Source organism: Streptomyces sp. CNZ301, from assembly GCF_004217425.1.
Genome location: NZ_SHLG01000001.1, coordinates 231910 through 255091 on the forward strand (window position 1 = coordinate 231910; position 23182 = coordinate 255091).

The 23182-nt window shown below is 66.6% G+C and carries 14 protein-coding genes, 3 rRNA genes, 2 pseudogenes and 2 riboswitches; of the genes and pseudogenes, 3 read left to right on the top strand and 16 right to left on the bottom strand.

The window, feature by feature from the left end; genetic code table 11:
- Nucleotides 1-128: 128 nt before the first annotated feature.
- Nucleotides 129-1625, bottom strand: a complete 1497-nt coding sequence (locus EV375_RS01075; RefSeq protein WP_130297757.1) for a glutamate-cysteine ligase family protein — start codon at nt 1623-1625, stop codon at nt 129-131.
- A gap of 498 nt (nt 1626-2123) precedes the next feature.
- Between EV375_RS01075 and EV375_RS01080 the strand changes: the two genes are divergently transcribed.
- Together EV375_RS01080 and EV375_RS01085 are read left to right on the top strand one after the other, a co-directional pair.
- On the top strand, nt 2124-2726 hold the full coding sequence (locus tag EV375_RS01080; RefSeq protein WP_130301518.1) for a hypothetical protein: 603 nt from the start codon (nt 2124-2126) through the stop codon (nt 2724-2726).
- A 276-nt stretch (nt 2727-3002) separates the two neighbouring features.
- Nucleotides 3003-3209 carry a DUF5999 family protein gene (locus EV375_RS01085; RefSeq protein WP_055488894.1) on the top strand — a complete coding sequence of 69 codons (207 nt, stop codon included), beginning with the start codon at nt 3003-3005 and terminating at the stop codon, nt 3207-3209.
- Nucleotides 3210-3309: 100 nt separating this feature from the next.
- On the opposite strand, the gene gcvP is transcribed toward EV375_RS01085, so the two are convergent.
- Nucleotides 3310-6198, bottom strand: coding sequence for an aminomethyl-transferring glycine dehydrogenase (gcvP, locus tag EV375_RS01090; protein ID WP_130297758.1), 2889 nt, complete (start codon nt 6196-6198; stop codon nt 3310-3312).
- A gap of 60 nt (nt 6199-6258) precedes the next feature.
- A riboswitch (glycine riboswitch) is annotated at nt 6259-6385 on the bottom strand.
- Nucleotides 6386-6481, bottom strand: a riboswitch (glycine riboswitch).
- Nucleotides 6482-6734: 253 nt separating this feature from the next.
- Here gcvP and EV375_RS29490 point away from each other — a divergent pair.
- Nucleotides 6735-6884 (top strand): annotated as a pseudogene (locus EV375_RS29490) (PRC-barrel domain-containing protein); the annotation flags it as partial.
- Between the two features lie 143 nt (nt 6885-7027).
- On the opposite strand, the gene EV375_RS01100 reads toward EV375_RS29490, so the two are convergent.
- From EV375_RS01100 to EV375_RS01160, 14 genes and pseudogenes are all read right to left on the bottom strand, one after another.
- On the bottom strand, nt 7028-8584 hold the full coding sequence (locus tag EV375_RS01100; protein WP_130297759.1) for a DNA polymerase IV: 1557 nt from the start codon (nt 8582-8584) through the stop codon (nt 7028-7030).
- A gap of 34 nt (nt 8585-8618) precedes the next feature.
- Nucleotides 8619-9230 (bottom strand): MerR family transcriptional regulator, encoded by a 612-nt coding sequence (locus EV375_RS01105; RefSeq protein WP_130297760.1) that lies wholly within the window; start codon nt 9228-9230, stop codon nt 8619-8621.
- Nucleotides 9231-9414: 184 nt separating this feature from the next.
- Complete coding sequence (locus tag EV375_RS01110) at nt 9415-9888, bottom strand: bifunctional nuclease family protein (RefSeq protein WP_028437364.1); 474 nt, start codon at nt 9886-9888, stop codon at nt 9415-9417.
- A 67-nt stretch (nt 9889-9955) separates the two neighbouring features.
- Entirely contained in the window at nt 9956-10726 is a 771-nt protein-coding gene (gene ftsR, locus EV375_RS01115) for a transcriptional regulator FtsR (protein ID WP_130297761.1), read from the bottom strand.
- Nucleotides 10727-10741: 15 nt separating this feature from the next.
- Entirely contained in the window at nt 10742-11188 is a 447-nt protein-coding gene (locus tag EV375_RS29495) for an FHA domain-containing protein (protein ID WP_486588681.1), read from the bottom strand.
- 21 nt (nt 11189-11209) lie between these two features.
- Nucleotides 11210-11557, bottom strand: a pseudogene (locus EV375_RS29500) (zinc ribbon domain-containing protein); the annotation flags it as partial.
- A 151-nt stretch (nt 11558-11708) separates the two neighbouring features.
- A complete protein-coding gene (locus EV375_RS29505; RefSeq protein WP_486588217.1) occupies nt 11709-12797 on the bottom strand; it encodes a DUF881 domain-containing protein in 1089 nt (362 codons plus the stop codon).
- Between the two features lie 5 nt (nt 12798-12802).
- Complete coding sequence (locus tag EV375_RS01130) at nt 12803-13135, bottom strand: small basic family protein (protein ID WP_028437366.1); 333 nt, start codon at nt 13133-13135, stop codon at nt 12803-12805.
- The gene (locus EV375_RS01135) at nt 13135-14031 is read right to left on the bottom strand and encodes a DUF881 domain-containing protein (protein WP_165434663.1); all 897 of its coding nucleotides are present in this window, start codon (nt 14029-14031) and stop codon (nt 13135-13137) included. Before EV375_RS01135 ends, EV375_RS01130 begins: the two co-directional genes overlap by 1 nt.
- 58 nt (nt 14032-14089) lie before the next feature.
- The gene (locus tag EV375_RS01140; protein ID WP_130297764.1) at nt 14090-16585 is read right to left on the bottom strand and encodes a mannose-1-phosphate guanyltransferase; all 2496 of its coding nucleotides are present in this window, start codon (nt 16583-16585) and stop codon (nt 14090-14092) included.
- Between the two features lie 108 nt (nt 16586-16693).
- Nucleotides 16694-17302 (bottom strand): cardiolipin synthase ClsA, encoded by a 609-nt coding sequence (gene clsA, locus EV375_RS01145; RefSeq protein ID WP_130297765.1) that lies wholly within the window; start codon nt 17300-17302, stop codon nt 16694-16696.
- 147 nt (nt 17303-17449) lie between these two features.
- Nucleotides 17450-17566, bottom strand: a 5S ribosomal RNA gene (gene rrf / locus EV375_RS01150).
- Between the two features lie 122 nt (nt 17567-17688).
- Nucleotides 17689-20815 (bottom strand): 23S ribosomal RNA (locus EV375_RS01155).
- A 383-nt stretch (nt 20816-21198) separates the two neighbouring features.
- Nucleotides 21199-22728, bottom strand: a 16S ribosomal RNA gene (locus EV375_RS01160).
- The 16S, 23S and 5S rRNA genes sit together here, the layout of an rRNA operon.
- Nucleotides 22729-23182 lie beyond the last annotated feature (454 nt).

Here is a 23182-nt window from a genome sequence, read left to right on the forward strand (position 1 = left end):
TGCCTCCAGTTCACCGGTCCGCGACAGCCGGGGACGTCCATAGCTTGCCGGACGGCGCCGGTGCGTGCGAAGCGGGGGCGCAGCTCGTCGTGGGCGGGCCCGGCTCACCCCAGGGCCGGCCGCGGCGGCTACGGCCCGGGGGCCCAGGTGTGCACGGGCTCTCCCGTGCGTGCGAGCTCGCAGTAGCGCCTGGTGACGGCGGCGAGTGCCTTCTCCCGCTCGAGACCGGATTCAATGGCCCGGTGGTAGGCGTCCGCCTGCCACGACGCCCCGTTGACACGACGACGGCAGCGTTCCTCGATCACGCCCAGGCAGCGGTCCCGATCGGCGCTCTCGACGCCCCAGGCCTCCAGCCCGGCGGCGGCCAGCGGAAGCAGTTCCTCCTGCACCAGCCGCACCGCCGGCACGGTGGCCAGCCCGCCGGGACGCCCGTGCCGCGGCCAGGTCAGCTCGGCGTCGATACCGTGCCGGCACGCTGCCTCGAAGTTCGCGGACGCGGCCCCGAAGGGCAGCCGCGACCAGACGGGGCGCGGCTCGTCGGCGAGGCTCCGCACCAGCCCGTAGTAGAGGGCAGCGTTGGCGAGCACGTCCGCCACCGTGGGGCCGGCGGGCAGCACCCGGTTCTCCACACGCAGATGCGGCACGTCCTCGGTGACCGCGTAAACCGGCCTGTTCCAGCGGTAGACGGTGCCGTTGTGCAGCACCAGCTCGGGCAGGCCCGGAGTGCCGCCGGCCTTGAGTACCCCGTGCGGATCCTCGTCGTCGCAAATCGGCAGCAGCGACGGGAAGTAGCGCAGGTTCTCCTCGAAGAGGTCGAGCGCGGAACCGATCCACCGCTCCCCGAACCAGGTGCGCGGCCGTACGCCCTGCGACTTCAGCTCGTCCGGACGTGTGTCGGTCGCCTGCAGGAAGACCGGGATGCGCGACTCGCGCCACAGCTCCCTGCCGAAGACGAAGGGCGAGTTGGCCCCCATCGCGATCTGCACGGCGGAGACGGCCTGCGAGGCGTTCCACACGTCGGCGAAACGCTGGGGCGTCACCTGCAGATGGAGCTGCACCGAGGTGCAGGCCGCCTCGGGGGCGATCGACGCGGAGGTCCGGGCCAGCCGTTCGACGCCTTCGATGTCGAGGACGACCTCCTCGCCCCGTGCGGCCATGATCTGGTTGTTGAGCAGGGTGTAGCGGTCCACGGCGGTGAGGTTCGAGGAGACCAGGTCCTGGTCCGTGAGCGTGGGCAGGATGCCGATCATCACGATCCCGGCGCCTGCTTCCTTGGCCTGCCGGTCCGCGTATGCCAGACCGGTGCGAAGCTCCTCCGCGAGCTGGTCGAAGACCCGCCCGGACAGGCGGTGGGGCACGATGTTGACCTCGAGGTTGAACTGCCCGAGCTCCGTCTGGAAGTCCTGGCTTCCGATGCGCTGGAGCACCTCGGCGTTCATCATGCGGGGCATGCCGTCGGCGTCCGCGAGATTGAGCTCGATCTCCAGGCCCATGAGGTTCCGGGGACGCTCGAACCGCTTCTCGTCCAGGAGGACCCCGAACGCCTCGAGGCATTCCTTCAGCTTCTGCCTGTACCGATGCCGAGCGGACAGGTCGAACCCGTCGGAGACGACCTTCTCACCCATCGGGGTGTCCCTCCTCGATACGGCCGCGTGGTGTCAGCCATGATGCCCGTCGAGCCGGTCGATCACGCCTTGACGATCTCCACGTACCCGCCTGCCGGTGACCTCTCACCTGCGGAGAACGGCATGTTCCGGAGGCATGCGGCAGTGGTCCCAGACCACGCGCACAGTCCTTGTGGGAAACACAGACGGGATCCGGCCGACCACGGCGGCCGGAACGCCGCAGGCGGCGGGGCCGGAGGCTGCGGCCCACACGGTGAAGTGCCGCGCAAGGCCGTCCGGATACCGCCTTGCAACAGAAATAGCGGTGGGTTAGGCGAAATGGTGATGTAACACCTTTCGTATAAACTCCGGTACGGATCGAGACGCGGTATCACCGGGCCGTCCGGTGCCCGCAGTCGACGGTCCCGCCGCCTCTTCGCGGCCCCTCCCCACGCCGACAGTGCCGTCCGCGCCATGCCGAGCACCACGTGTCTCTCCAGTGAGAGGTGGCGATCCACCATGCCGCTGCACTTCCCCTCCGCCCCGGCCGCCGCAGCCCGCAGTGTTCTAGCGGCCCTGCGGGCCCCCGCCGCCGCACCCCGGGGACGCACACCTGCCGCCCATTCCGCAGGTCCTTCGCTGGAGATCGAACTCCCACTGCCCGTACACGAGTTGCCCGACTTCGGCCCACGGAACGCCGCCCCGTTCACGCGCCTGACCGGCTGGCGCTTCCTGCTGCGGGAGAAGGACGCCCCTGCCGGGTCCCAGGCGGCCGGAGCGGCCGAGACACTCCTCACCTCCGACGGCTGGGCCTTCGCCTACTTCTGCGGAGGCCCGTACGTCGCCTCGTCCCAACGGGCCCTGCGCCAGGCCGAGTCGCTGCCGGGACTCCACCAGCCCAGGCTGCTGTCCGTTCCGCGGCGCTACATGCTCACCCTCTGGCTGCACGCGAACGCCGCAGCGGACATCGACAAGGGAGCCCCGGAACCCTCGGACCTGCTCATCCCTCTCGCACCCGCTCCCCCCGGAATCGCGGCCCACGTCCCGCACCGTGCCGATGCCCTTCTGCCGCTGCTCACAGGCCGTTCCACGCCGTCGAATTCCCTGCTGAGGAGCGGCTGATGACCGTGGTGGGATACCGTACGCGGTGCCTGTTGCGGTGATCCAGGGGCGGCGTCACGGTTGCGTTAATACGGCAAACCGGCCCTGAGTGCGGCTCAGTTGACGGCAACCACCCGCACGAGTGATGCGTCTGTCCTGGTCGAAGAGCGGTGACACGAAATCCCTGCGGAATCTCCTCCGCAGGGGAACACTGGGACCACACCGGAACGGGAAACGGTCACGGACATCGTGACCGGCCGCACGGACATCACGACACAACGGAAGACGACAGCGACAATGTGCCAGCACCAGCCACCTTGCCCGACAGCCGAGTCCGCCGACCGGGAGGCCGCACACCCATTGGCCCACTTCCCGGAGCAGGGCTGGAGTCTGCTGTGCAACGGTGTCCTCCTCTTCGAGGACACCGGGGAGCTTCTGCCGGACGGCAAGATCATCGATCCGCACCGTCCGCTCGACAGCCGCAACATCGCCACCGCTGCCTGATCCCGCAGCGGCAACCGACCAGGGCCGGCCCGGTATCGCACCGAACCGGCCCTGACACACGCGGCGCCGTCCGTTCCGCGCCGCTGACGTTCTTGCGGCCTCAGCCGTCGTACTCCTCCACCGGCGGGCAGGCGCACACCAGATTCCGGTCGCCGAAGGCGCCGTCGATACGCCGCACCGGCGGCCAGTACTTGTCTGAGGCACTCACCCCGGCAGGGTAGACCGCTGTCTCCCGTCCGTACGGGTGCTCCCATTCCCGGCTCAACTGCCCCGCGGTGTGCGGCGCGTTGCGCAGCGGGTTGTCCTCGGCGGGCCACTCTCCGGATCCGACCTTGTCGATCTCACCGCGGATCTCGATCATCGCCTCGCAGAACCGGTCCAGCTCCGCCAGATCCTCGCTCTCCGTGGGTTCCGTCATCAGCGTGCCCGGCACCGGGAACGACATCGTCGGCGCGTGGAAGCCGTAGTCGATCAGCCGCTTGGCCACGTCGTCGATGCTCACGCCGGTCTGCTTCGTCAGCGGCCGCACGTCGATGATGCACTCGTGCGCCACAAGGCCGTGCGGCCCGGTGTAGAGCACCGGGTAGTGCGGCTCCAGGCGCTTGGCGATGTAGTTGGCGCCGAGCACGGCAGCCTGCGTGGCCCGGCGCAGCCCTTCGGCTCCCATCAGCCTCACGTACGCCCAGGAAATGGGGAGGATCCCGGCCGAGCCCCAGGGGGAGCCGGAGACCGGACCGATGCCGCTCGCCGGCCCCGCGGCGGGCTGGAGGGGATGGTTGGGCAGGTGCGGGGCCAGGTGCTCGCGCACACCGATCGGTCCGACACCGGGCCCGCCGCCACCGTGCGGGATGCAGAAGGTCTTGTGCAGGTTCAGATGGGACACGTCGGCCCCGAACCTGCCGGGCCGTGCGAGCCCCATCAGCGCGTTGAGGTTGGCGCCGTCCACGTAGACCTGGCCGCCGGCGTCGTGCACGGCAGCACAGATGTCGGTGATGTGCTCCTCGAAGACACCGTGCGTGGAGGGGTAGGTGACCATCAGCACGGACAGCTCGTCGCCGTACTGCTCGATCTTCGCGCGCAGGTCGGCGGTGTCCACGTCGCCGTCCTCGCTGGTCTTCACCACCACGACGCGCATGCCGGCCATGACAGCGCTCGCCGCGTTCGTGCCGTGCGCCGAGGAGGGGATCAGGCAGACAGTGCGCTGGTCGTCACCGCGTGAGCGGTGGTACGCCCGTACGGCCAGCAGTCCGGCGAGCTCGCCCTGGGAGCCGGCGTTGGGCTGCAGGGAGATCCTGTCGTAACCGGTGATCTCCGCGAGCTGGTCCTCCAGCTGACGGATCAGCGCGAGGTAGCCCTCCGCCTGGTCGGCCGGAGCGAAGGGATGCAGCCCGGCGAACTCGGGCCAGGTGACGGCCTCCATCTCGGTGGTGGCGTTGAGTTTCATGGTGCACGAGCCGAGCGGGATCATCCCGCGGTCCAGCGCGTAGTCGCGGTCGGCGAGCCTGCGCAGGTATCGCAGCATCGCCGTCTCCGAGCGGTACTCGTGGAAGACGGGGTGGGTCAGGTAGTCGTCGGTGCGCAGCAGCGCCCCGGGGAGCGCGTCCTCCTGAACGCGGCCGTCCAGTTCCTCCACGTCCGCCTCGACGCCGAACGCGGACCAGACGGCCCTCAGCTGGACCCGGTCCGTGGTCTCGTCGCACGCCATGCCGACGTGGTCCGCGTCCGTCTCGCGCAGGTTCACGCCCGCCTCCCGCGCACGGGCGACGATCTCCGCCGCGCGTCCGGGAACACGCGCCGTGACCGTGTCGAAGTAGCTGCCGTGCACGATCTCGACTCCGCCCCCACGCAGCCCCTCGGCGAGCAGCGTGGCGTACCGGTGCGTGCGGCGGGCGATGCCGGCCAGACCCTCCGGCCCGTGGTGCACCGCATACATCCCGGACATCACGGCGAGCAGCACCTGGGCGGTGCAGATGTTGCTGGTGGCCTTCTCCCTGCGGATGTGCTGCTCACGGGTCTGGAGGGCGAGGCGAAAGGCCTGGTGTCCGTCCGCGTCTTTGGAGACGCCGACGAGGCGGCCGGGCAGACTGCGCGCGTACTTGTCGCGCACCGACATGTAGCCGGCGTGCGGTCCTCCGAAGCCCATGGGAACGCCGAAGCGCTGGCTGGAGCCGACTGCGATGTCGGCGCCGAGCGACCCCGGCGAGCTCAGCAGCGTGAGAGCGAGCAGGTCGGCGGCGACGGTCACCACCGCACCGACTTCGTGCGCCTGGTCGATGACGGCACGGTGGTCACGAACCGCGCCGGAGGCTCCCGGGTATTGCAGCAGCAGCCCGAAGACGCCCTTCTCCGACACTTCCGCCGGGATTCCGTCGCTCAGATCCGCGACGACGACCTCGACTCCGGTCGGTTCGGCGCGGGTGCGGATCACGGCGATGGTCTGCGGCAGGCAGTCGGCGTCCACGAGGAAGACGCCCTGCTTGACCTTGCCGACCCGACGGGAGAGCGCCATGGCCTCCGCCGCCGCCGTGGGCTCGTCGAGGAGGGACGCTCCGGAGGTCGGCAGACCGGTCAGGTCGGCCACCATGGTCTGGAAGTTGAGCAGGGCTTCGAGGCGGCCCTGCGAGATCTCCGGCTGATACGGCGTGTACGCGGTGTACCAGGCGGGGTTCTCCATGACGTTGCGCAAGACGACCGACGGCGTGAATGTCCCGTAGTAGCCGAGGCCGATCATGGAGGGGAGCACCTGGTTGCGCGCGGCGAACTCCCGCAGCTCCGCGATCACTTCGGCCTCGGTGCGGCCCGCCGGCAGGTCCAGGGCCTCTTCGCTCTTGATCACGTCGGGGACGGCGGCGGCGGTCAGCTCGTCGAGGGAGCCGTAGCCGACCTGGGCGAGCATCTTGGCCTGGGCACCGGCGTCGGGGCCGATGTGGCGTCGTTCGAAAGGAGTTCCGCGTTCCAGATCGGCGAGCGGGATGCGGTTGGCGGTCATCTGCGGGGGCCTCCTGGTCACTGTGACCTACGGGGACACCACGGCGCTGGTGCCCGGACGGCCTCCCCCTCTGTCATCTCAACCTGAGAGTTTCACCGGCCCGCTCCGGCTGAGCGGGGACCCGGCTTTCACCGTCGGTGAGGAGGAGCCCAGGCACTGCTCGGCCCGCCCTGCTTTCCAGAGTGACCTCGCCCGCGCGGTACGTGAGCCTGAGAGATTCCGGGGAGGAGTTGCTCCTTCGGCGCCCCCGGCTGACGCCGGGGGACTCTCCCGCTCGGGGTCCACAGCCGCTTACGAGACTACCAGCGGTTCCTCCTCCAGGACCCGGAGGTGCACTCGGGTGGCCAACCACTGAAATGTGCCTTTGGGTGGTAATACGGCTTGTACGACCGGCTCCCGGCGTCCTCGGCGCCCCCGCAGCACGCCGTTGCACGGCAGTACGGCAGGGCCGAGGAGGGGTTCGCCAGACCACCCGACCCAGGACCGGCCTCGTCCCGTGACGCACCCGGTGCCCCTGACGACGACTTGGAGGGACCGTGCAGAACGACATCGATCCACGGAGCCTTATCGGGCGCAGAGCGCTCGACAGCAGCGGCTGCAAGATCGGAACGGTCGGGGAGGTCTACCTCGACGACGCGACGGGCGAGCCGGAGTGGGCCGCCGTGCGCACGGGCTTCTTCCGGCGCGAGGCTCTTGTGCCGCTGGAACCGAGTGAGCTGGTCGGCGGCGTCCTCCACGTCCCGTTCGAGAAGGCCCTGGTGCGCAGCACGCCCGTGCTCGGCGTGGGCAGGCACCTCTCGCCCCGCCAGGAGCTCCAGCTCTACCTCCACTACGGACTGGACGTGCCGCCCTCGGCCGAGTCCGCAGGACCCGCGCCGTCCTCACCGGCGTCGTCGGGCCCGCCGACGATGCCGTCCTCGCCGCCGCCCGACAGGGACTTCGGGTGGATAGCGGGGACCGAAAGCTGAGTCGGTTCCCCCGTACGGCCCAATCCCCCCGCCTGTATCCGCCGCGCCATCGCCGCGAGCGGCGGCGGTTCGGCCGGCTCCAGAGCCGGATCGTCGACGAGGTACGTGCACACCCGGCCGGGCGCGGAGCCCGGTTCCTCGAACCTCACGGTGACCCGGCCCAGACCGCTGCCCTGAACCCAGCCGTGACCGCGTTCCGCGTGCCTCACATCCCGGCCAGGAATCCAGCGCCGGCGGGAAGGCTCCTCCGGCGCCTCGGGCGCGGCCACCTCCCCGTGTCCCTCCCCCGTGCGGCCGCCCGTCGCCTCCTCCGCCACCGCTGCGGCGTCCGCATCGGACTGTGCCTGCGCGAACAGATCCTCCTGCGTGAAGTCGGCCAGTCCGCTGACGCCGACGCCGAGCAGACGCACGCCGGAGGTCGTGTCGACCGTGTCGAGCAGCCTGGCCGCGGCCTCGCGCACCACACCCGTGTCGTCCGTGGGGCCACGCAGCGTCTCCGAGCGCGTCAGGGTCGAGAAGTCGTAGCTGCGGACCTTGATCACTACTGTGCGACCGGACCTTCCGGCCGCTCGCAGCCGCTCGGCGCAGCGTTCGGCGAGACGTGCGAGGTGGGCCTGTACGAGCGCCCTGTCGGTGAGGTCGACGTCGAACGTGTCCTCCACGGACACGGATTTCGCGTCACGTTCCGCGATCACCGGCCGGTCGTCCCAGCCGTTCGCCATCGCATAGAGCGAAGTGCCGTGGGCCCTGCCCAGAAGTCTCAGCAGCTCCGCCTCGCCGGCCTCCGTGGTGTCGCCGACAGTGGTGATCCCCGCCCGCCGCAGGACCCCCGCGGTGGCCGGCCCCACGCCCGGGAGGGTGCGCACGGGCATCGGAGCCAGCAGTTCACGTTCGGTCCCCGGCTCGATGGCGACGAGCCCATCGGGCTTGGCCAGCTCCGACCCGATCTTGGCGAGCATCTTCGAGCCCGCCAGCCCGACCGAGCCGCTGAGGCCTGTCGTCTCGGTGATCTTCTGCCGCAGCCGCCGGCCGACTGCCCGCACGTCCGAGGATTCCGGGCTCTCGCCGAGCGCGTCCCCGGCCTCCAGATCCACGAATGCCTCATCGAGGCTGAGGGGCTCCACCAGCGGCGACAGCCCGCCGAGGATCTCCATGACGGCCTCGCTGACATCCCTGTAGAGGCTGAAGCGGGGCGCGAGATAGGCGGCGTTCGGGCACAGACGACGGGCCTGGCCCATGGGCATGGCCGAATGGACACCGAAGATCCGCGCTTCGTACGAGGCCGTGGCGACGACGCCGCGCGGCCCGAGCCCCCCGACGATGACGGGTTTCCCGCGGAGGCTGGGCTTGGAGGCCTGCTCGACGGCAGCGTAGAAGGCGTCCATGTCCAGATGAAGGATCGTCGGCGCGCTTCTCACATTGGTCGATGGTGCCGCATGGCACCGACATTCCTCAGCCCGCGCGGTTGCGCCGCCGTGCCAGTTCGTCCCCCGGGTGGTCGCCGACGATGGTCTCGCCCGTATCGACATGCTCGCCGTGCAGCTGCGCCAGGGCTCCTTCGACGTCCTTCCACACCACGCCGACGGCGATTCCGAACACGCCCTGTCCGCCCTGCAGCAGGTCGACCACTTCGTCGGGCGAGGAGCATTCGTAGACGGTGGCGCCGTCGCTCATGAGCGTCATCTGGGCCAGGTCGGCACGCCCGCGAGTACGGAGGTGCTGAACGGCGGTGCGGATGTTCTGCAGCGAGACGCCGGTGTCAAGCAGCCGCTTGACGATCTTGAGGACCACGATGTCGCGGAAGCTGTAGAGCCGCTGGCTGCCTGAGCCGTAGGCGGCACGGATGCTCGGCTCCACCAGGCCCGTGCGCGCCCAGTAGTCGAGCTGGCGGTATGTGATCCCCGCGGCCGAGCACGCGGTGGGCCCGCGGTATCCGATGAGTTCCGGCGATTCGTCCGTGGAGCTCTCCCCCTGCAGCGGACCTGTCGAGCCTCCGCGAGGAGGGGGGTCGCCCGCCGTCATACCGCCGCCGGTATCTCTCACGCCGACCTCCGTCCTCCACATCCCGGGGAACGACCCGGAACCTGCCTCACCGAAGGTAGGCAGTCACCCTTGGTGCGTCAACGATCGCCGCACTCGGCACGCCGGGTGAAAATCCCCCAGGGAGTGGTTTCCCGTAACCCCGGGCAGGGAACGCGTCACGGTTCGCGGTCGCGGAGCCCGTCAAGACATACCGGTGCCGACAGGATCACTGACTGCTGGTGCCGAAGTCCTCGGGCGAGATCTGGTCGAGGAACTCGCGGAACTTCTCCACCTCGTCCTCTTGCTCGTCAGGGATGGCGATGCCCGCGTCGTCCAGCACACCTTCACTGCCGTAGATCGGCGTTCCGGTGCGCAGCGCCAGCGCTATGGCGTCGGACGGCCGCGCGCTGACCTCGACCCCGCTGGCGAAGACCAGCTCGGCGTAGAACACGCCTTCCCGCAGGTCCGTGATGCGGACAGCGGTGAGCTCCTGGCCCACAGCCTCCAGGACATCCTTGAAAAGATCATGGGTGAGCGGGCGCGCAGGCGTCATGCCCTGCTGCGCGAAGGCGATCGCGGTCGCCTCCCCCGGGCCGATCCAAATGGGGAGGTACCGGTCGCCACCCACTTCACGCAGCAGCACGATCGGTTGGTTGGAGGGCATTTCGACCCGGACACCGACAACGTCGAGCTCGTTCACACAGCAACCCTAGGCGGTGCCCCGCCTGTTTGGGTAGTCGGGACCCGCCTTCAGCTGTGCTGTGAACCTACTCACCCGGGCAGCTGCCGCAGCCGGGGCCCTCAGCAGGGCTTACCTCCATCGCCGTCTGCACAAAGACCTCGTAAAGCCGCACGGACAGGGCCGCCAGCCTGGCGGGCGACGGTCCGGGGCCTCCGCCGCCACGGGGGCCATGCCGGAGTTCCGGCGGCGCAACAGCGCTCGCGAGCATCTCTGCCTGCTGTTCGGCGGCGGCCTTCACGGCGCGCAACTGCCGCGGCGGGATCCCGTGGCCGCCGAGGTCCGAGACGATGCGGGCGACGGAAACGGCGCCGGCGTCGTAGGAGCCGTCCGGGTGCGGGGAGAGAAGGCCCTGCGCCTCCCACTCCGCGAGGTCGGCCTCCTTGGCGCCGGTGATGGCCAGCAGTCGCCGGCGGCTGACTCCGGCCCCGGGAGCGGCCACCGCGCCAGCCCCTGCATGAGGGCTGCTCCGCTGGGATGGCTGCACAGACGGCAATGAGCCCTCACCCGTTGCGACGGGTCTCAGACGCTCCTTGATCACTTTCAGAGGCAGATAGTGATCGCGCTGCATCCGCAGGACGTCCCGCAACCGTTCCACGTCCGCGCTGCCGAACCGGCGGTGACCTGACGGCGAGCGGCCCGGCTTCACCAGGCCCTCCGTCTCCAGGAAGCGGATCTTCGAGACCGTGACCCCGGGGAACTCGCCCCGGAGCGCATGCAGCACGCCTCCGATGCCCAGCGGACCGTCCGCCCTCGCCGCGGCACCGTCGCCGCTGCCGCCGGGCGGTGTGTGTTCCATGGCCTCCCCGGCGGGTCAGACCGTGCGCTTGCTCGCGAAGAAGACCAGGCGGAACTTGCCGATCTGCACCTCGTCACCGTTCGCCAGCGGCACGCCGGCTTCGATGCGTTCCCGGTTCACGTACGTGCCGTTGAGACTTCCGACATCGGAGACGGTGAAGACACCGTCCGGGCCGCGCCGGAACTCCACGTGCCTCCGCGAGACGGTCACGTCATCCAAAAAGATGTCGCTCTCAGGGTGGCGGCCCGCGGTGGTCAGCTCGCCGTCGAGCAGGAAGCGGCTGCCGGAGTTGGGGCCTCGGCGGACCACCATGAGGGCGGAACCCAGCGGAAGCGCGTCGACCGCAGCCTGCGCCTCGGGAGACAGCGGCGGGGTCTGCTGCTGACCGGTGACCTCCGCCTCGTACGCCTCCAAGCCGGAGATCGAGATCGTCGAGGTCGTCTCCGAGGAACCCTCGGCCACGGGAGCACCGCCCCGGAGCGGTGCCCCGCAGTTGGAACAGAACCGGCTCGCCTCGGCGACCTGGGTCCCGCACCTGCTACACACCGGCACGGCAGATCCTCCACCTGTACTCGAGGTTGATGGTGCACCGGAACCTATGCGGCCCGACGCTGCGGGGTCAACCGAATCCCCGCCCTGACCACCCGCATGGCCACCGCCGGGAGGAGCGACCTCGTCGCGGAACAAGGGACGTTCGGCGGCCTCACCGTCAGGAACCGCCCCGGGATCGTGGTGCCGGGTGGTCCGACGCCGCGCGGCACCGGCTTCGTGCTCCTGGCGGCCCTTGCCGAACAGCCTTGCAAAAAAACTCACGGGCGATTCCCCTCGCACGAAACAGACCCGCCCGTGGGGCAGGACAGACCCTCGATGCTCTCACTCCGCCGATACGACGCCCAGACAACGTCCCTGGCCTTCGGACAGTTTCCCTCACGCGATGGTCACCGGGTCCGCCGACCCCCCGCAAGACTCCGCCGCGACCTCACTACCCGGATGACCGAGCGTAATCAGGCCGCTTCGCAGAGCGCAAGGCGTTCACGACGATCTTCTCGGAGGGCTTGACGGAGGCGTCCGCCTGCTCTTTGCGCAGCGTCTGTACGACGCCGCCGGGGATGTTCAGCGCGGGTTCCAGGTCCTTGGGCTTGCCGATCACCTGAAAGCGGTACGGCGGGCTGATCTTGTGACCGTCCACGCTCACGCCTCCCGAACTGTCCGAGAAGTACGTATTCGCAACCACCCGTACGTTGTTGACCTCGATCGCCTCGGCCCCCGCGGCACGGAGCTCCTGCACGGCGTCCAGCAGCATGTCCGCCTCGACGGACCCTCCGGGGTCGGTCACGGTCAGCTCGATGCCGGGGCCCTGGGCGCCCACCGTACCTGCGAGCACGCCGAGTTGACGCGCCTTCTGACGCGTCTGCTTCCGTGCCTCCTCGGCCTGGTCCGAGCTGTTCTCCAACTCGGTTCGCTGGCGCTCGAGGCTCTGCTTCTCACCCTCGAGCCGCTTGCTGCGGTCGTCCAGTTCGTCGAGGATGCGCACCAGGTCCTCCTGGCGGGCCCCGCGCAGCGAACTGTTCTCACTCGTGGAACGGACCTGGATCGCCAGCCCGAGGCCGAGCACGAACAGCAGCAGCGCGACGATGAGTTGGGCCCGCGTCACGCGCGGCGGCCAGACCGCCTGGGCCAGCCGCTGCCTGCCCGTACGCCCGCTGCCCGACCCGGCGCCCGGCTCCTGTCCGGCGGCCCCGGAGGACGCCTCCCGCTTCTCGCGTGCCGGCCCTGCGTCCTTGTCGCCGGAGCTTTCCGGGGTGCCCTTCGCGGTGCGCGCGTCGTCCTGCGAACTGCCCTGCCTCGCAAGCGGCTCGGCGGCATCCCGTGCGTACGGCCGGCGGGCTTCGACACCGGCACCGCCGGCGGGCTGCTCCGGGCCGGTGCGGCTGGAACCCTGCACATCGTCCGGCGCACCGCTGCCTTCCGGCCGCTCGGACCGTGCCGGACCGTTGTTCCTTCCGCGGTCGTCCGCCCGTTTCTCGGGAGGCAGTTCGCCCGGGTGCCTGTTTCCTTCTTCGTCACTCATCCGCTTCACGCCCTGAAGACGTGCCGGCGGATCGCGGCCGCGTTGGAGAAGATGCGGATTCCGAGCACCACCACGACGCCGGTGGAGAGTTGGGCCCCGACGCCGAGCTTGTCGCCGAGGAACACGATCAGCGCCGCGACCACGACGTTCGACAGGAACGACACGACGAACACCTTGTCGTCGAAGATCCCGTCGAGCATGGCCCTCAGCCCACCGAAGACCGCGTCCAGCGCCGCAACAACGGCGATCGGGAGATAGGGCTCGACGATCGTCGGGACGACCGGCCGGACCACGAGTCCGGCCACGACCCCGACGATGAGGCCCAGTACGGCGATCACTATCTGCTGCCCTCTCCTGTCTGCACCGGCTTTGCCGTTCGGACGATCAGGCTCGGCGCGGCCGGAAGCCGCACCTCGTCCTGGGTGCTGATGCTGGTGCGCACACCGTAGTTCTCCTGCAGCACCCGCAAGTACTGCCCGTCGGCACTGTCCTGGAACGTCGTGTTGAGCTGCTTCCCCGGCCCGATTGCGAGCAGGGTGTAGGGCGGCACGAGCGGCTTGTTGTCCACGAGGATCGCGTCGCCCGCGGCCCTGATGGCGGAAAGCGACGTCAGGCGCTGGCCGTTGACGGACACGGCCTCCGCTCCCGATTCCCAGAGCCCGTTGACCACACGCTGCAGATCCCGGTCGCGCACCCGCCCGTTGTCGGAGAACCCGCTGCCCTGCCGGGGACCTCCGCCGTCGCTGTCCTCGGTGTCCTTGGCGTCGTCGACGACCAGCCTGATGCCTGGTCCGTGCACGGGGAGCGCGCCCGAAAGCAGCCCGGCCGCCTCCGCCTCGTTGCCGCCGTGCTTCTCCAGCGCTCGGCGCTGCCGGGCCTCGACGTCCTTGCGCAGCCGGTCGACGCTCTTCTGAAGGGAGTCGGCGCGGCGGTCGCCGTCGTCGATGCGGGAGATCAGCTCCTGCCGCTCCTTGGCGAGCTCGGGTGCGGACACCCGCGCCTGCGCCGCGCCGACGGTGACGACCAGCGCGACGAGGACCAGCCCGGCAGCGAGACCGATCTTTGCCCTCACGGTCGCCGGCATGCCGGACCGGCCCTCCACCCCACGGCGGGCAGCGGCTTGGGCATACCCGTCGTCGAGGCTGTTGTGCATCGCGTTGTTCAGCAGCGACATGGAGGCATCGGGCCGCGCGGGCCGCGATGCGGTACTCCGTTCAGGCGGCTGCTGCGACATGACGCACATCGTCGCACGGCAAGGTCACTGCCGCCGAACGGACCCATCTCTTTCAGGCTCAGCGGCCGGCGCTGTCGACCACCGCGGACCATTCGTCCAGCAATGCCTGTGCGGAGGCGTCATCGGGGCCTTCGGCCCACAGGTGGGTCACGGCCTCCGCCGGGTCCGGCAGCACCATCACCCACCGGCCGTCGGGCTCCACGATGCGGATGCCGTCGGTGGTGTCCACGGACCGGTCGCCCGCCGCCTCGACGACGGTTCGCATGACCAGTCCCTTCACGGCCCACGGAGTGGCGAGATCACGCTTGAGTACGTGCGCCCGCGGGATCCGTGCGTCGATCTGGCTGAGCGTGAGCTGAGCGCGCGCGACGAGACCGATGAGGCGTACGAAGGCGGCGGAGCCGTCGAAGACGGAACTGAACTCCGGGATGATGTAGCCACCCCGCCCGTCGCCTCCGAAGACCGTCGTGTCGTCGCGGCCGACGCGGGTCAGGTCGTCGGGTGACGTCGTCGTCCACTCCACCTGCGTGCCGTGATAGGCAGCGACCTGTTCGGCGATGCGGGTCGTGGTCACCGGCAGTGCCACCTTGCCGGTGCGCCTCTCGGCCGCGATCAGGTCGAGCATCACCAGCAGGGCCCTGTCGTCCTCGATGATCCGGCCCTGCTCGTCGACGAGGGAGAGACGGTCGCCGACCGGGTCGAAGCGGATTCCGAATGCGGCGCGGGCGGATGCGACGATCTCCCCGAGCCGGACGAGGCCCGAGCGGCGCTCGTCGGCGGTCTCCGTGGGGCGTGACTCGTCCAGGCCGGGGTTGATGGTCAGCGAGTCCACGCCGAGGCGCCCGAGCAGGCTCGGCAGGACCAGGCCCGCACTGCCGTTGGAGGCGTCCACGACCACCTTGAGTCCGGACTCCTCCACGCCCGTGGTGTCGACGGACCGCAGCATCGCGCCCGTGTAGGAGTCGTACACGCTCGACGGGAAGCGCAGATCGCCGATCTCGCCGGGGAACGCCCGCCTGTACTCCTGCCGCGCGAAGACTCTGTCGAGTTTGCGCTGGGCCGCCTGGGAGAGGTCGGCTCCGCGCTCGTCGAAGAACATGATGTCGACGTTGTCGGGCACGCCAGGAGTCGTACGGATCATGATGCCGCCGGCGCTGCCGCGTGCCGTCTGCTGACGGGCTACGGGCAGCGGCACGTTCTCCAGATCCCGCACGTCGATCGCGCTGGTCTGCAGCGCGGAGATCATGGCCCGCTTCAGCGCGCGCGCACCGCGCGAGTGGTCCCGGGCGGTGGTGACGGTGGAGCCCTTCTTCAACGTGGTCGCGTAGGCACCGGCCAGCCGTACGGCGAGTTCCGGAGTGATCTCGACGTTCACGATGCCCGACACACCACGGGCCCCGAAGAGATGAGCCTGTCCTCGCGACTCCCAGATGACGGACGTGTTGACGAACGCGCCCGCCTCCACCGTCTTGAACGGGTAGACCCGCACATTGCCCTGGACGATGGACTCCTCGCCGATGAGGCACTCGTCCCCGATCACGGCGCCGTCCTCGATGCGGGCCGCTCGCATGATGTCGGTGTTCTTGCCGACCACGCAGCCCCGCAGGTTGGCCTGCGGCCCGATGTAGACGTTCTGGTCGACGACGGCGCGGTGCAGGAAGGCGCCGCTCTTGACGACGACGTTGGAGCCGACGACCGAGTGCTCGCGGAGTTCCGCCCCCGCCTCGACCTTCGCGTAGTCCCCGATGTAGAGGGGACCTCGAAGAACCGCGTCAGGGTGTACTTCTGCTCCCTCGGCCACCCACACACCGGGGGAGATCTCGAAGCCGTCGATGTCGACCTCGACCTTGCCCTCAAGCACGTCGGCCTGGGCCTTGACGTAGCTCTCGTGCGTTCCCACGTCCTCCCAGTACCCCTCGGCGACGAAGCCGTAGATCGGCTTGCCTTCCTTCATCAGCTGCGGGAAGACGTCGCCGGACCAGTCGACCGGCACATCCGGCTCCACGTAGTCGAAGACCTCGGGCTCCATCACGTAAATGCCTGTGTTGACGGTGTCCGAGAAGACCTGTCCCCACGTGGGCTTCTCCAGGAAGCGCTCCACCTGTCCGTCGTCGTTCACGATGGTGATGCCGAACTCGAGGGGGTTGTGCACACGCGTGAGGCAGACGGTGACGAGCCCCCCTTGCCGCTTGTGGTAGTCGATGAGTTCGGTCAGGTCGAAGTCGGTGAGCGCGTCGCCGGAGATGACGAGGAACGAGTCGTCCTTGAGGGCCTCTTCCGCATTCTTCACGCTGCCCGCGGTACCGAGGGGCTTCTCCTCGTTGGCGTAACTCAGCTCCATGCCGAGCTCCTCGCCGTCCCCGAAGTAATTCCTGACGAGAGAGGCGAGAAATTGCACGGTCACTACGGTCTCGGTGAGTCCGTGGCGCTTCAGCAACCGCAGTACGTGCTCCATGATGGGGCGATTGGCCACGGGCAGCAGCGGCTTGGGCATGCTCGCGGTCATGGGGCGAAGGCGGGTGCCTTCACCGCCGGCCATAACGACGGCCTTCATATCGGAAGCGTCCTCCTCGGTAAGACGACGGTCATACCGACTTCCCCGATCGGGGAAGGCCCACACATTCGCCCGGCACAATCCAGCCGCCGCAACCTGGGAAAAACCTCAAGCAGCCGCTGCGCCGGCGCTGAGCAGACGACGCACTTGCACCACGTACAGGATCCCGGCCCACCAGTAGAGCGCCGTTCCCCACCCGGCGAAGGCCCATCCGAAAATCGCCGCCAGTGATGCGATCCAACCGCTTCCGTCGCTGAGAAGCAACAGGGGAAAGGCGTACATCAAGTTGAACGTGGCAGCTTTCCCAAGGAAGTTCACCTGGGGAGGCGCGTACCCGTTCCGGTCAAGGAGCCACACCATCACCAGCAGCAGCAGTTCACGCGCCAGGAGTGTCGCGGTGAGCCAGAGGGGCAGGATGCCTCGCCACGTGAGCCCCAGCAGGGTGGAGAGGATGTACAGCCTGTCCGCTGCGGGGTCCAGGATCCTGCCCAGGTCGCTCACCTGGTTCCAGCGGCGGGCGAGCTTCCCGTCGAGGTAGTCGCTGATGCCGCTCAGCGCGAGGACCAGCAGCGCCCAGCCGTCACAGTTCGGCCCGCCGAAAACCGGCCACAGGATCAGCCACAGGAAGACCGGCACGCCTAGAAGGCGAGCCATGCTGAGGATGTTCGGGATGGTGAAGACCCGGCCCTCCTCGGACTTCCTGTCCTGGACCTCCACCGGGCCTCCCCTGAACGCGCGCGCCGACGATGCACCCAGACACTACCGGCAGGCCGGCGCCCCGGGTACAGCGCCCCCGTTCAACGCAGAGAAGCCCCGTTGGTGTGGTGGCTGTGCCACCCTCCAACGGGGCTTCTCCTACAAAGAGTTCGGCGGTGTCCTACTCTCCCACACGCTCCCGCATGCAGTACCATCGGCGCAGTAAGGCTTAGCTTCCGGGTTCGGAAAGTAACCGGGCGTTTCCCTCACGCTATGACCACCGAAACACACCCCCCACCACAGCGGGGGAAACCTGTGTACCAGTACACACTGTTCAATTCAGGATTCTCAAACAACTATGGTTGTTGTTTCAGATACCGCACAGTGGACGCGAGCAAAAAGAATCTGTGGTCAAGCCCTCGGCTTATTAGTACCGGTCAACTCCAACCCTCACGGGTCTTCCATATCCGGCCTATCAACCCGGTCATCTCCCGGGAGCCTTAACCCCACACAGGGGGTGGGAGTCCTCATCTCGAAGCAGGCTTCCCGCTTAGATGCTTTCAGCGGTTATCCCTCCCGAACGTAGCCAACCAGCCATGCCCTTGGCAGGACAACTGGCACACCAGAGGTCCGTCCGTCCCGGTCCTCTCGTACTAGGGACAGCCCTTCTCAAGACTCCTACGCGCGCAGCGGATAGGGACCGAACTGTCTCACGACGTTCTAAACCCAGCTCGCGTACCGCTTTAATGGGCGAACAGCCCAACCCTTGGGACCGACTCCAGCCCCAGGATGCGACGAGCCGACATCGAGGTGCCAAACCATCCCGTCGATATGGACTCTTGGGGAAGATCAGCCTGTTATCCCCGGGGTACCTTTTATCCGTTGAGCGACGGCGCTTCCACAAGCCACCGCCGGATCACTAGTCCCGACTTTCGTCCCTGCTCGACCCGTCAGTCTCACAGTCAAGCTCCCTTGTGCACTTACACTCACCACCTGATGACCAACCAGGCTGAGGGAACCTTTGGGCGCCTCCGTTACATTTTAGGAGGCAACCGCCCCAGTTAAACTACCCACCAGACACTGTCCCTGATCCGGATCACGGACCCAGGTTAGACATCCAGCACGATCAGAGTGGTATTTCAACAACGACTCCACCCACACTGGCGTGCGAGTATCACAGTCTCCCACCTATCCTACACAAACCGAACCGAACACCAATATCAAGCTGTAGTAAAGGTCCCGGGGTCTTTCCGTCCTGCTGCGCGAAACGAGCATCTTTACTCGTAGTGCAATTTCACCGGGCCTATGGTTGAGACAGTCAAGAAGTCGTTACGCCATTCGTGCAGGTCGGAACTTACCCGACAAGGAATTTCGCTACCTTAGGATGGTTATAGTTACCACCGCCGTTTACTGGCGCTTAAGTTCTCAGCTTCGCCACACCGAAATGTGACTAACCGGTCCCCTTAACGTTCCAGCACCGGGCAGGCGTCAGTCCGTATACATCGCCTTACGGCTTCGCACGGACCTGTGTTTTTAGTAAACAGTCGCTTCTCGCTGGTCTCTGCGGCCACCACCAGCTCCCCCAGCACGTGGGATCACCAGCCGTGGCCCCCCTTCTCCCGAAGTTACGGGGGCATTTTGCCGAGTTCCTTAACCATAGTTCACCCGAACGCCTCGGTATTCTCTACCAGACCACCTGAGTCGGTTTAGGGTACGGGCCGCAACAGCACTCGCTAGAGGCTTTTCTCGACAGCATAGGATCATCCACTTCACCACAATCGGCTCGGCATCAGGTCTCAGGCACATGCCGTGCGGATTTACCTGCACGACGCCCTACACCCTTACCCCGGGACAACCACCGCCCGGGCTGGACTACCTTCCTGCGTCACCCCATCACTCACCTACTACAGGATCGGACCGCCGGCTCCACCACACCCACGGCATCCCGAAGGACACACACGGGGGGCTTCACGGGCTTAGCATCACCTGATTCAGCGCTGGCGCACTGCCACGGGTACCGGAATATCAACCGGTTATCCATCGACTACGCCTGTCGGCCTCGCCTTAGGACCCGACTTACCCTGGGCAGATCAGCTTGACCCAGGAACCCTTAGTCAATCGGCGCACACGTTTCTCACGTATGTATCGCTACTCATGCCTGCATTCTCACTCGCATACCGTCCACAACTCGTTTCCACGGCTGCTTCACCCGGCACACGACGCTCCCCTACCCACCCACACACCCGTTAAGGCACATATGTGAGTGACACGACGTCGGCGGTGTGCTTGAGCCCCGCTACATTGTCGGCGCGGAATCACTTGACCAGTGAGCTATTACGCACTCTTTCAAGGATGGCTGCTTCTAAGCCAACCTCCTGGTTGTCTCTGCGACTCCACATCCTTTCCCACTTAGCACACGCTTAGGGGCCTTAGTCGATGCTCTGGGCTGTTTCCCTCTCGACCATGGAGCTTATCCCCCACAGTCTCACTGCCGCGCTCTCACTTACCGGCATTCGGAGTTTGGCTAAGGTCAGTAACCCGGTAGGGCCCATCGCCTATCCAGTGCTCTACCTCCGGCAAGAAACACACGACGCTGCACCTAAATGCATTTCGGGGAGAACCAGCTATCACGGAGTTTGATTGGCCTTTCACCCCTAACCACAGGTCATCCCCCAGGTTTTCAACCCTGGTGGGTTCGGGCCTCCACGAAGTCTTACCTCCGCTTCACCCTGCCCATGGCTAGATCACTCCGCTTCGGGTCTTGAACACGCTACTCAAACGCCCTCTTCGGACTCGCTTTCGCTACGGCTCCCCCACACGGGTTAACCTCGCAACATGCCGCAAACTCGCAGGCTCATTCTTCAAAAGGCACGCAGTCACGACACGCCAAGCAAGCTTGACGTGCGACGCTCCCACGGCTTGTAGGCACACGGTTTCAGGTACTCTTTCACTCCGCTCCCGCGGTACTTTTCACCATTCCCTCACGGTACTATCCGCTATCGGTCACCAGGGAATATTTAGGCTTGACGGGTGGTCCCGCCAGATTCACACAGGATTTCTCGGGCCCCATGCTACTCGGGAAAAAGACAAGTGAGCCATCACAATTTCAGCTACGGGGGTCTTACCCTCTACGCCGGGCCTTTCGCATGCCCTTCGCCTACCGCAATGGTTTCTAACTCACCCAGCCGCCGGCAGACGACTGAAGTCCCATCCCACAACCCCGTACATGCAACCCCTGCCGGGTCTCACACACATACGGTTTAGCCTCATCCAGTTTCGCTCGCCACTACTCCCGGAATCACGGTTGTTTTCTCTTCCTGCGGGTACTGAGATGTTTCACTTCCCCGCGTTCCCTCCACACACCCTATACATTCAGATGCGGGTGACAGCCCATGACGACTGCCGGGTTTCCCCATTCGGACACCCCCGGATCACAGCTCGGTTGACAACTCCCCGGGGCCTATCGCGGCCTCCCACGTCCTTCATCGGTTCCTGGTGCCAAGGCATCCACCGTGCGCCCTTAAAAACTTGGCCACAGATGCTCGCGTCCACTGTGCAGTTCTCAAACAACAACCAGCCACCCACCACCCCCACCCCACCAACGGGACAGAGTTCACCAGGGCCGGCAACCAAGAGACACACAACCACCACCACAACAGCAGCAGCCGCCCGCACTCTCAGACACCCAACAGCGCGCCCAACCCCCACTGCTCGCCTGCCCGTTCCACACCTCGCCCCCACCTCCAAAAAGGAGGAGAGACAAGGCAGTACTAGAAAGCAGACCCACAACAGCAGGCTGAATAGTCAACGTTCCACCCATGAGCAACCAGCACCGGACATCCGCCGGTGTACTGGCCTCTGCAGCCGCCCTCCCGCACCACCAACGGTGGAGAGTGACAACTGAAGATGCTCCTTAGAAAGGAGGTGATCCAGCCGCACCTTCCGGTACGGCTACCTTGTTACGACTTCGTCCCAATCGCCAGTCCCACCTTCGACGGCTCCCTCCCCGCAAGGGGGTTGGGCCACCGGCTTCGGGTGTTACCGACTTTCGTGACGTGACGGGCGGTGTGTACAAGGCCCGGGAACGTATTCACCGCAGCAATGCTGATCTGCGATTACTAGCGACTCCGACTTCATGGGGTCGAGTTGCAGACCCCAATCCGAACTGAGACCGGCTTTTTGAGATTCGCTCCACCTCACGGCATCGCAACTCATTGTACCGGCCATTGTAGCACGTGTGCAGCCCAAGACATAAGGGGCATGATGACTTGACGTCGTCCCCACCTTCCTCCGAGTTGACCCCGGCAGTCTCCCGTGAGTCCCCAGCACCACAAGGGCCTGCTGGCAACACGAGACAAGGGTTGCGCTCGTTGCGGGACTTAACCCAACATCTCACGACACGAGCTGACGACAGCCATGCACCACCTGTACACCAGCCACAAGGGAGGCTGTGTCTCCACAGCTTTCTGGTGTATGTCAAGCCTTGGTAAGGTTCTTCGCGTTGCGTCGAATTAAGCCACATGCTCCGCCGCTTGTGCGGGCCCCCGTCAATTCCTTTGAGTTTTAGCCTTGCGGCCGTACTCCCCAGGCGGGGCACTTAATGCGTTAGCTGCGGCACGGACAACGTGGAATGTCGCCCACACCTAGTGCCCAACGTTTACGGCATGGACTACCAGGGTATCTAATCCTGTTCGCTCCCCATGCTTTCGCTCCTCAGCGTCAGTATCGGCCCAGAGATCCGCCTTCGCCACCGGTGTTCCTCCTGATATCTGCGCATTTCACCGCTACACCAGGAATTCCGATCTCCCCTACCGAACTCTAGCCTGCCCGTATCGAATGCAGACCCAGGGTTAAGCCCCGGGCTTTCACATCCGACGTGACAGGCCGCCTACGAGCTCTTTACGCCCAATAATTCCGGACAACGCTCGCACCCTACGTATTACCGCGGCTGCTGGCACGTAGTTAGCCGGTGCTTCTTCTGCAGGTACCGTCACAAAAGCTTCTTCCCTGCTGAAAGAGGTTTACAACCCGAAGGCCGTCATCCCTCACGCGGCGTCGCTGCATCAGGCTTCCGCCCATTGTGCAATATTCCCCACTGCTGCCTCCCGTAGGAGTCTGGGCCGTGTCTCAGTCCCAGTGTGGCCGGTCGCCCTCTCAGGCCGGCTACCCGTCGTCGCCTTGGTAGGCCATCACCCCACCAACAAGCTGATAGGCCGCGGGCTCATCCTGCACCGCCGAAGCTTTCCACCCGGTAGAGATGCCTCCCCGAGTCGTATCCGGTATTAGACCCCGTTTCCAGGGCTTGTCCCGAAGTGCAGGGCAGATTGCCCACGTGTTACTCACCCGTTCGCCACTAATCCACCCCCGAAAGGGCTTCATCGTTCGACTTGCATGTGTTAAGCACGCCGCCAGCGTTCGTCCTGAGCCAGGATCAAACTCTCCGTGAATGCACTAGACACCACGAAAGAGCGGCACAACCAGGAGGAATAATCCCGGCGTGCACAGCATCCTCGCTGTCAATCAAAGAAATCCCACGCCTCCACAAAACGTGAAGACACGAGGGTATCAACATATCTGGCGTTGACTTTTGGCACGCTGTTGAGTTCTCAAAGAACGGACGCTTCCATCACGACCCTCACAGGCCGCTCCGGGCGCTTCCCTCTCGGTAAACCCGACACTATCAAAGTCCTTGCCCTGCAATCGAATTGGGGCTGTCCGCCGAGCAGTCGGGCTCTCGGCCGCCCCCGAACAGTACCGGGCAGTAGAGGCGGAGGCAAACTGCTTTCGCGGCAAGGAGCCAGGTGCGGGAGGGAAGGCACACGCCACGCCCTCTCGCTCGCGCTGAGCGGGCGGTTTCCATGACTTACGCTGCTCAACGAGGCGCCGTCCAGGTCAGCTCGG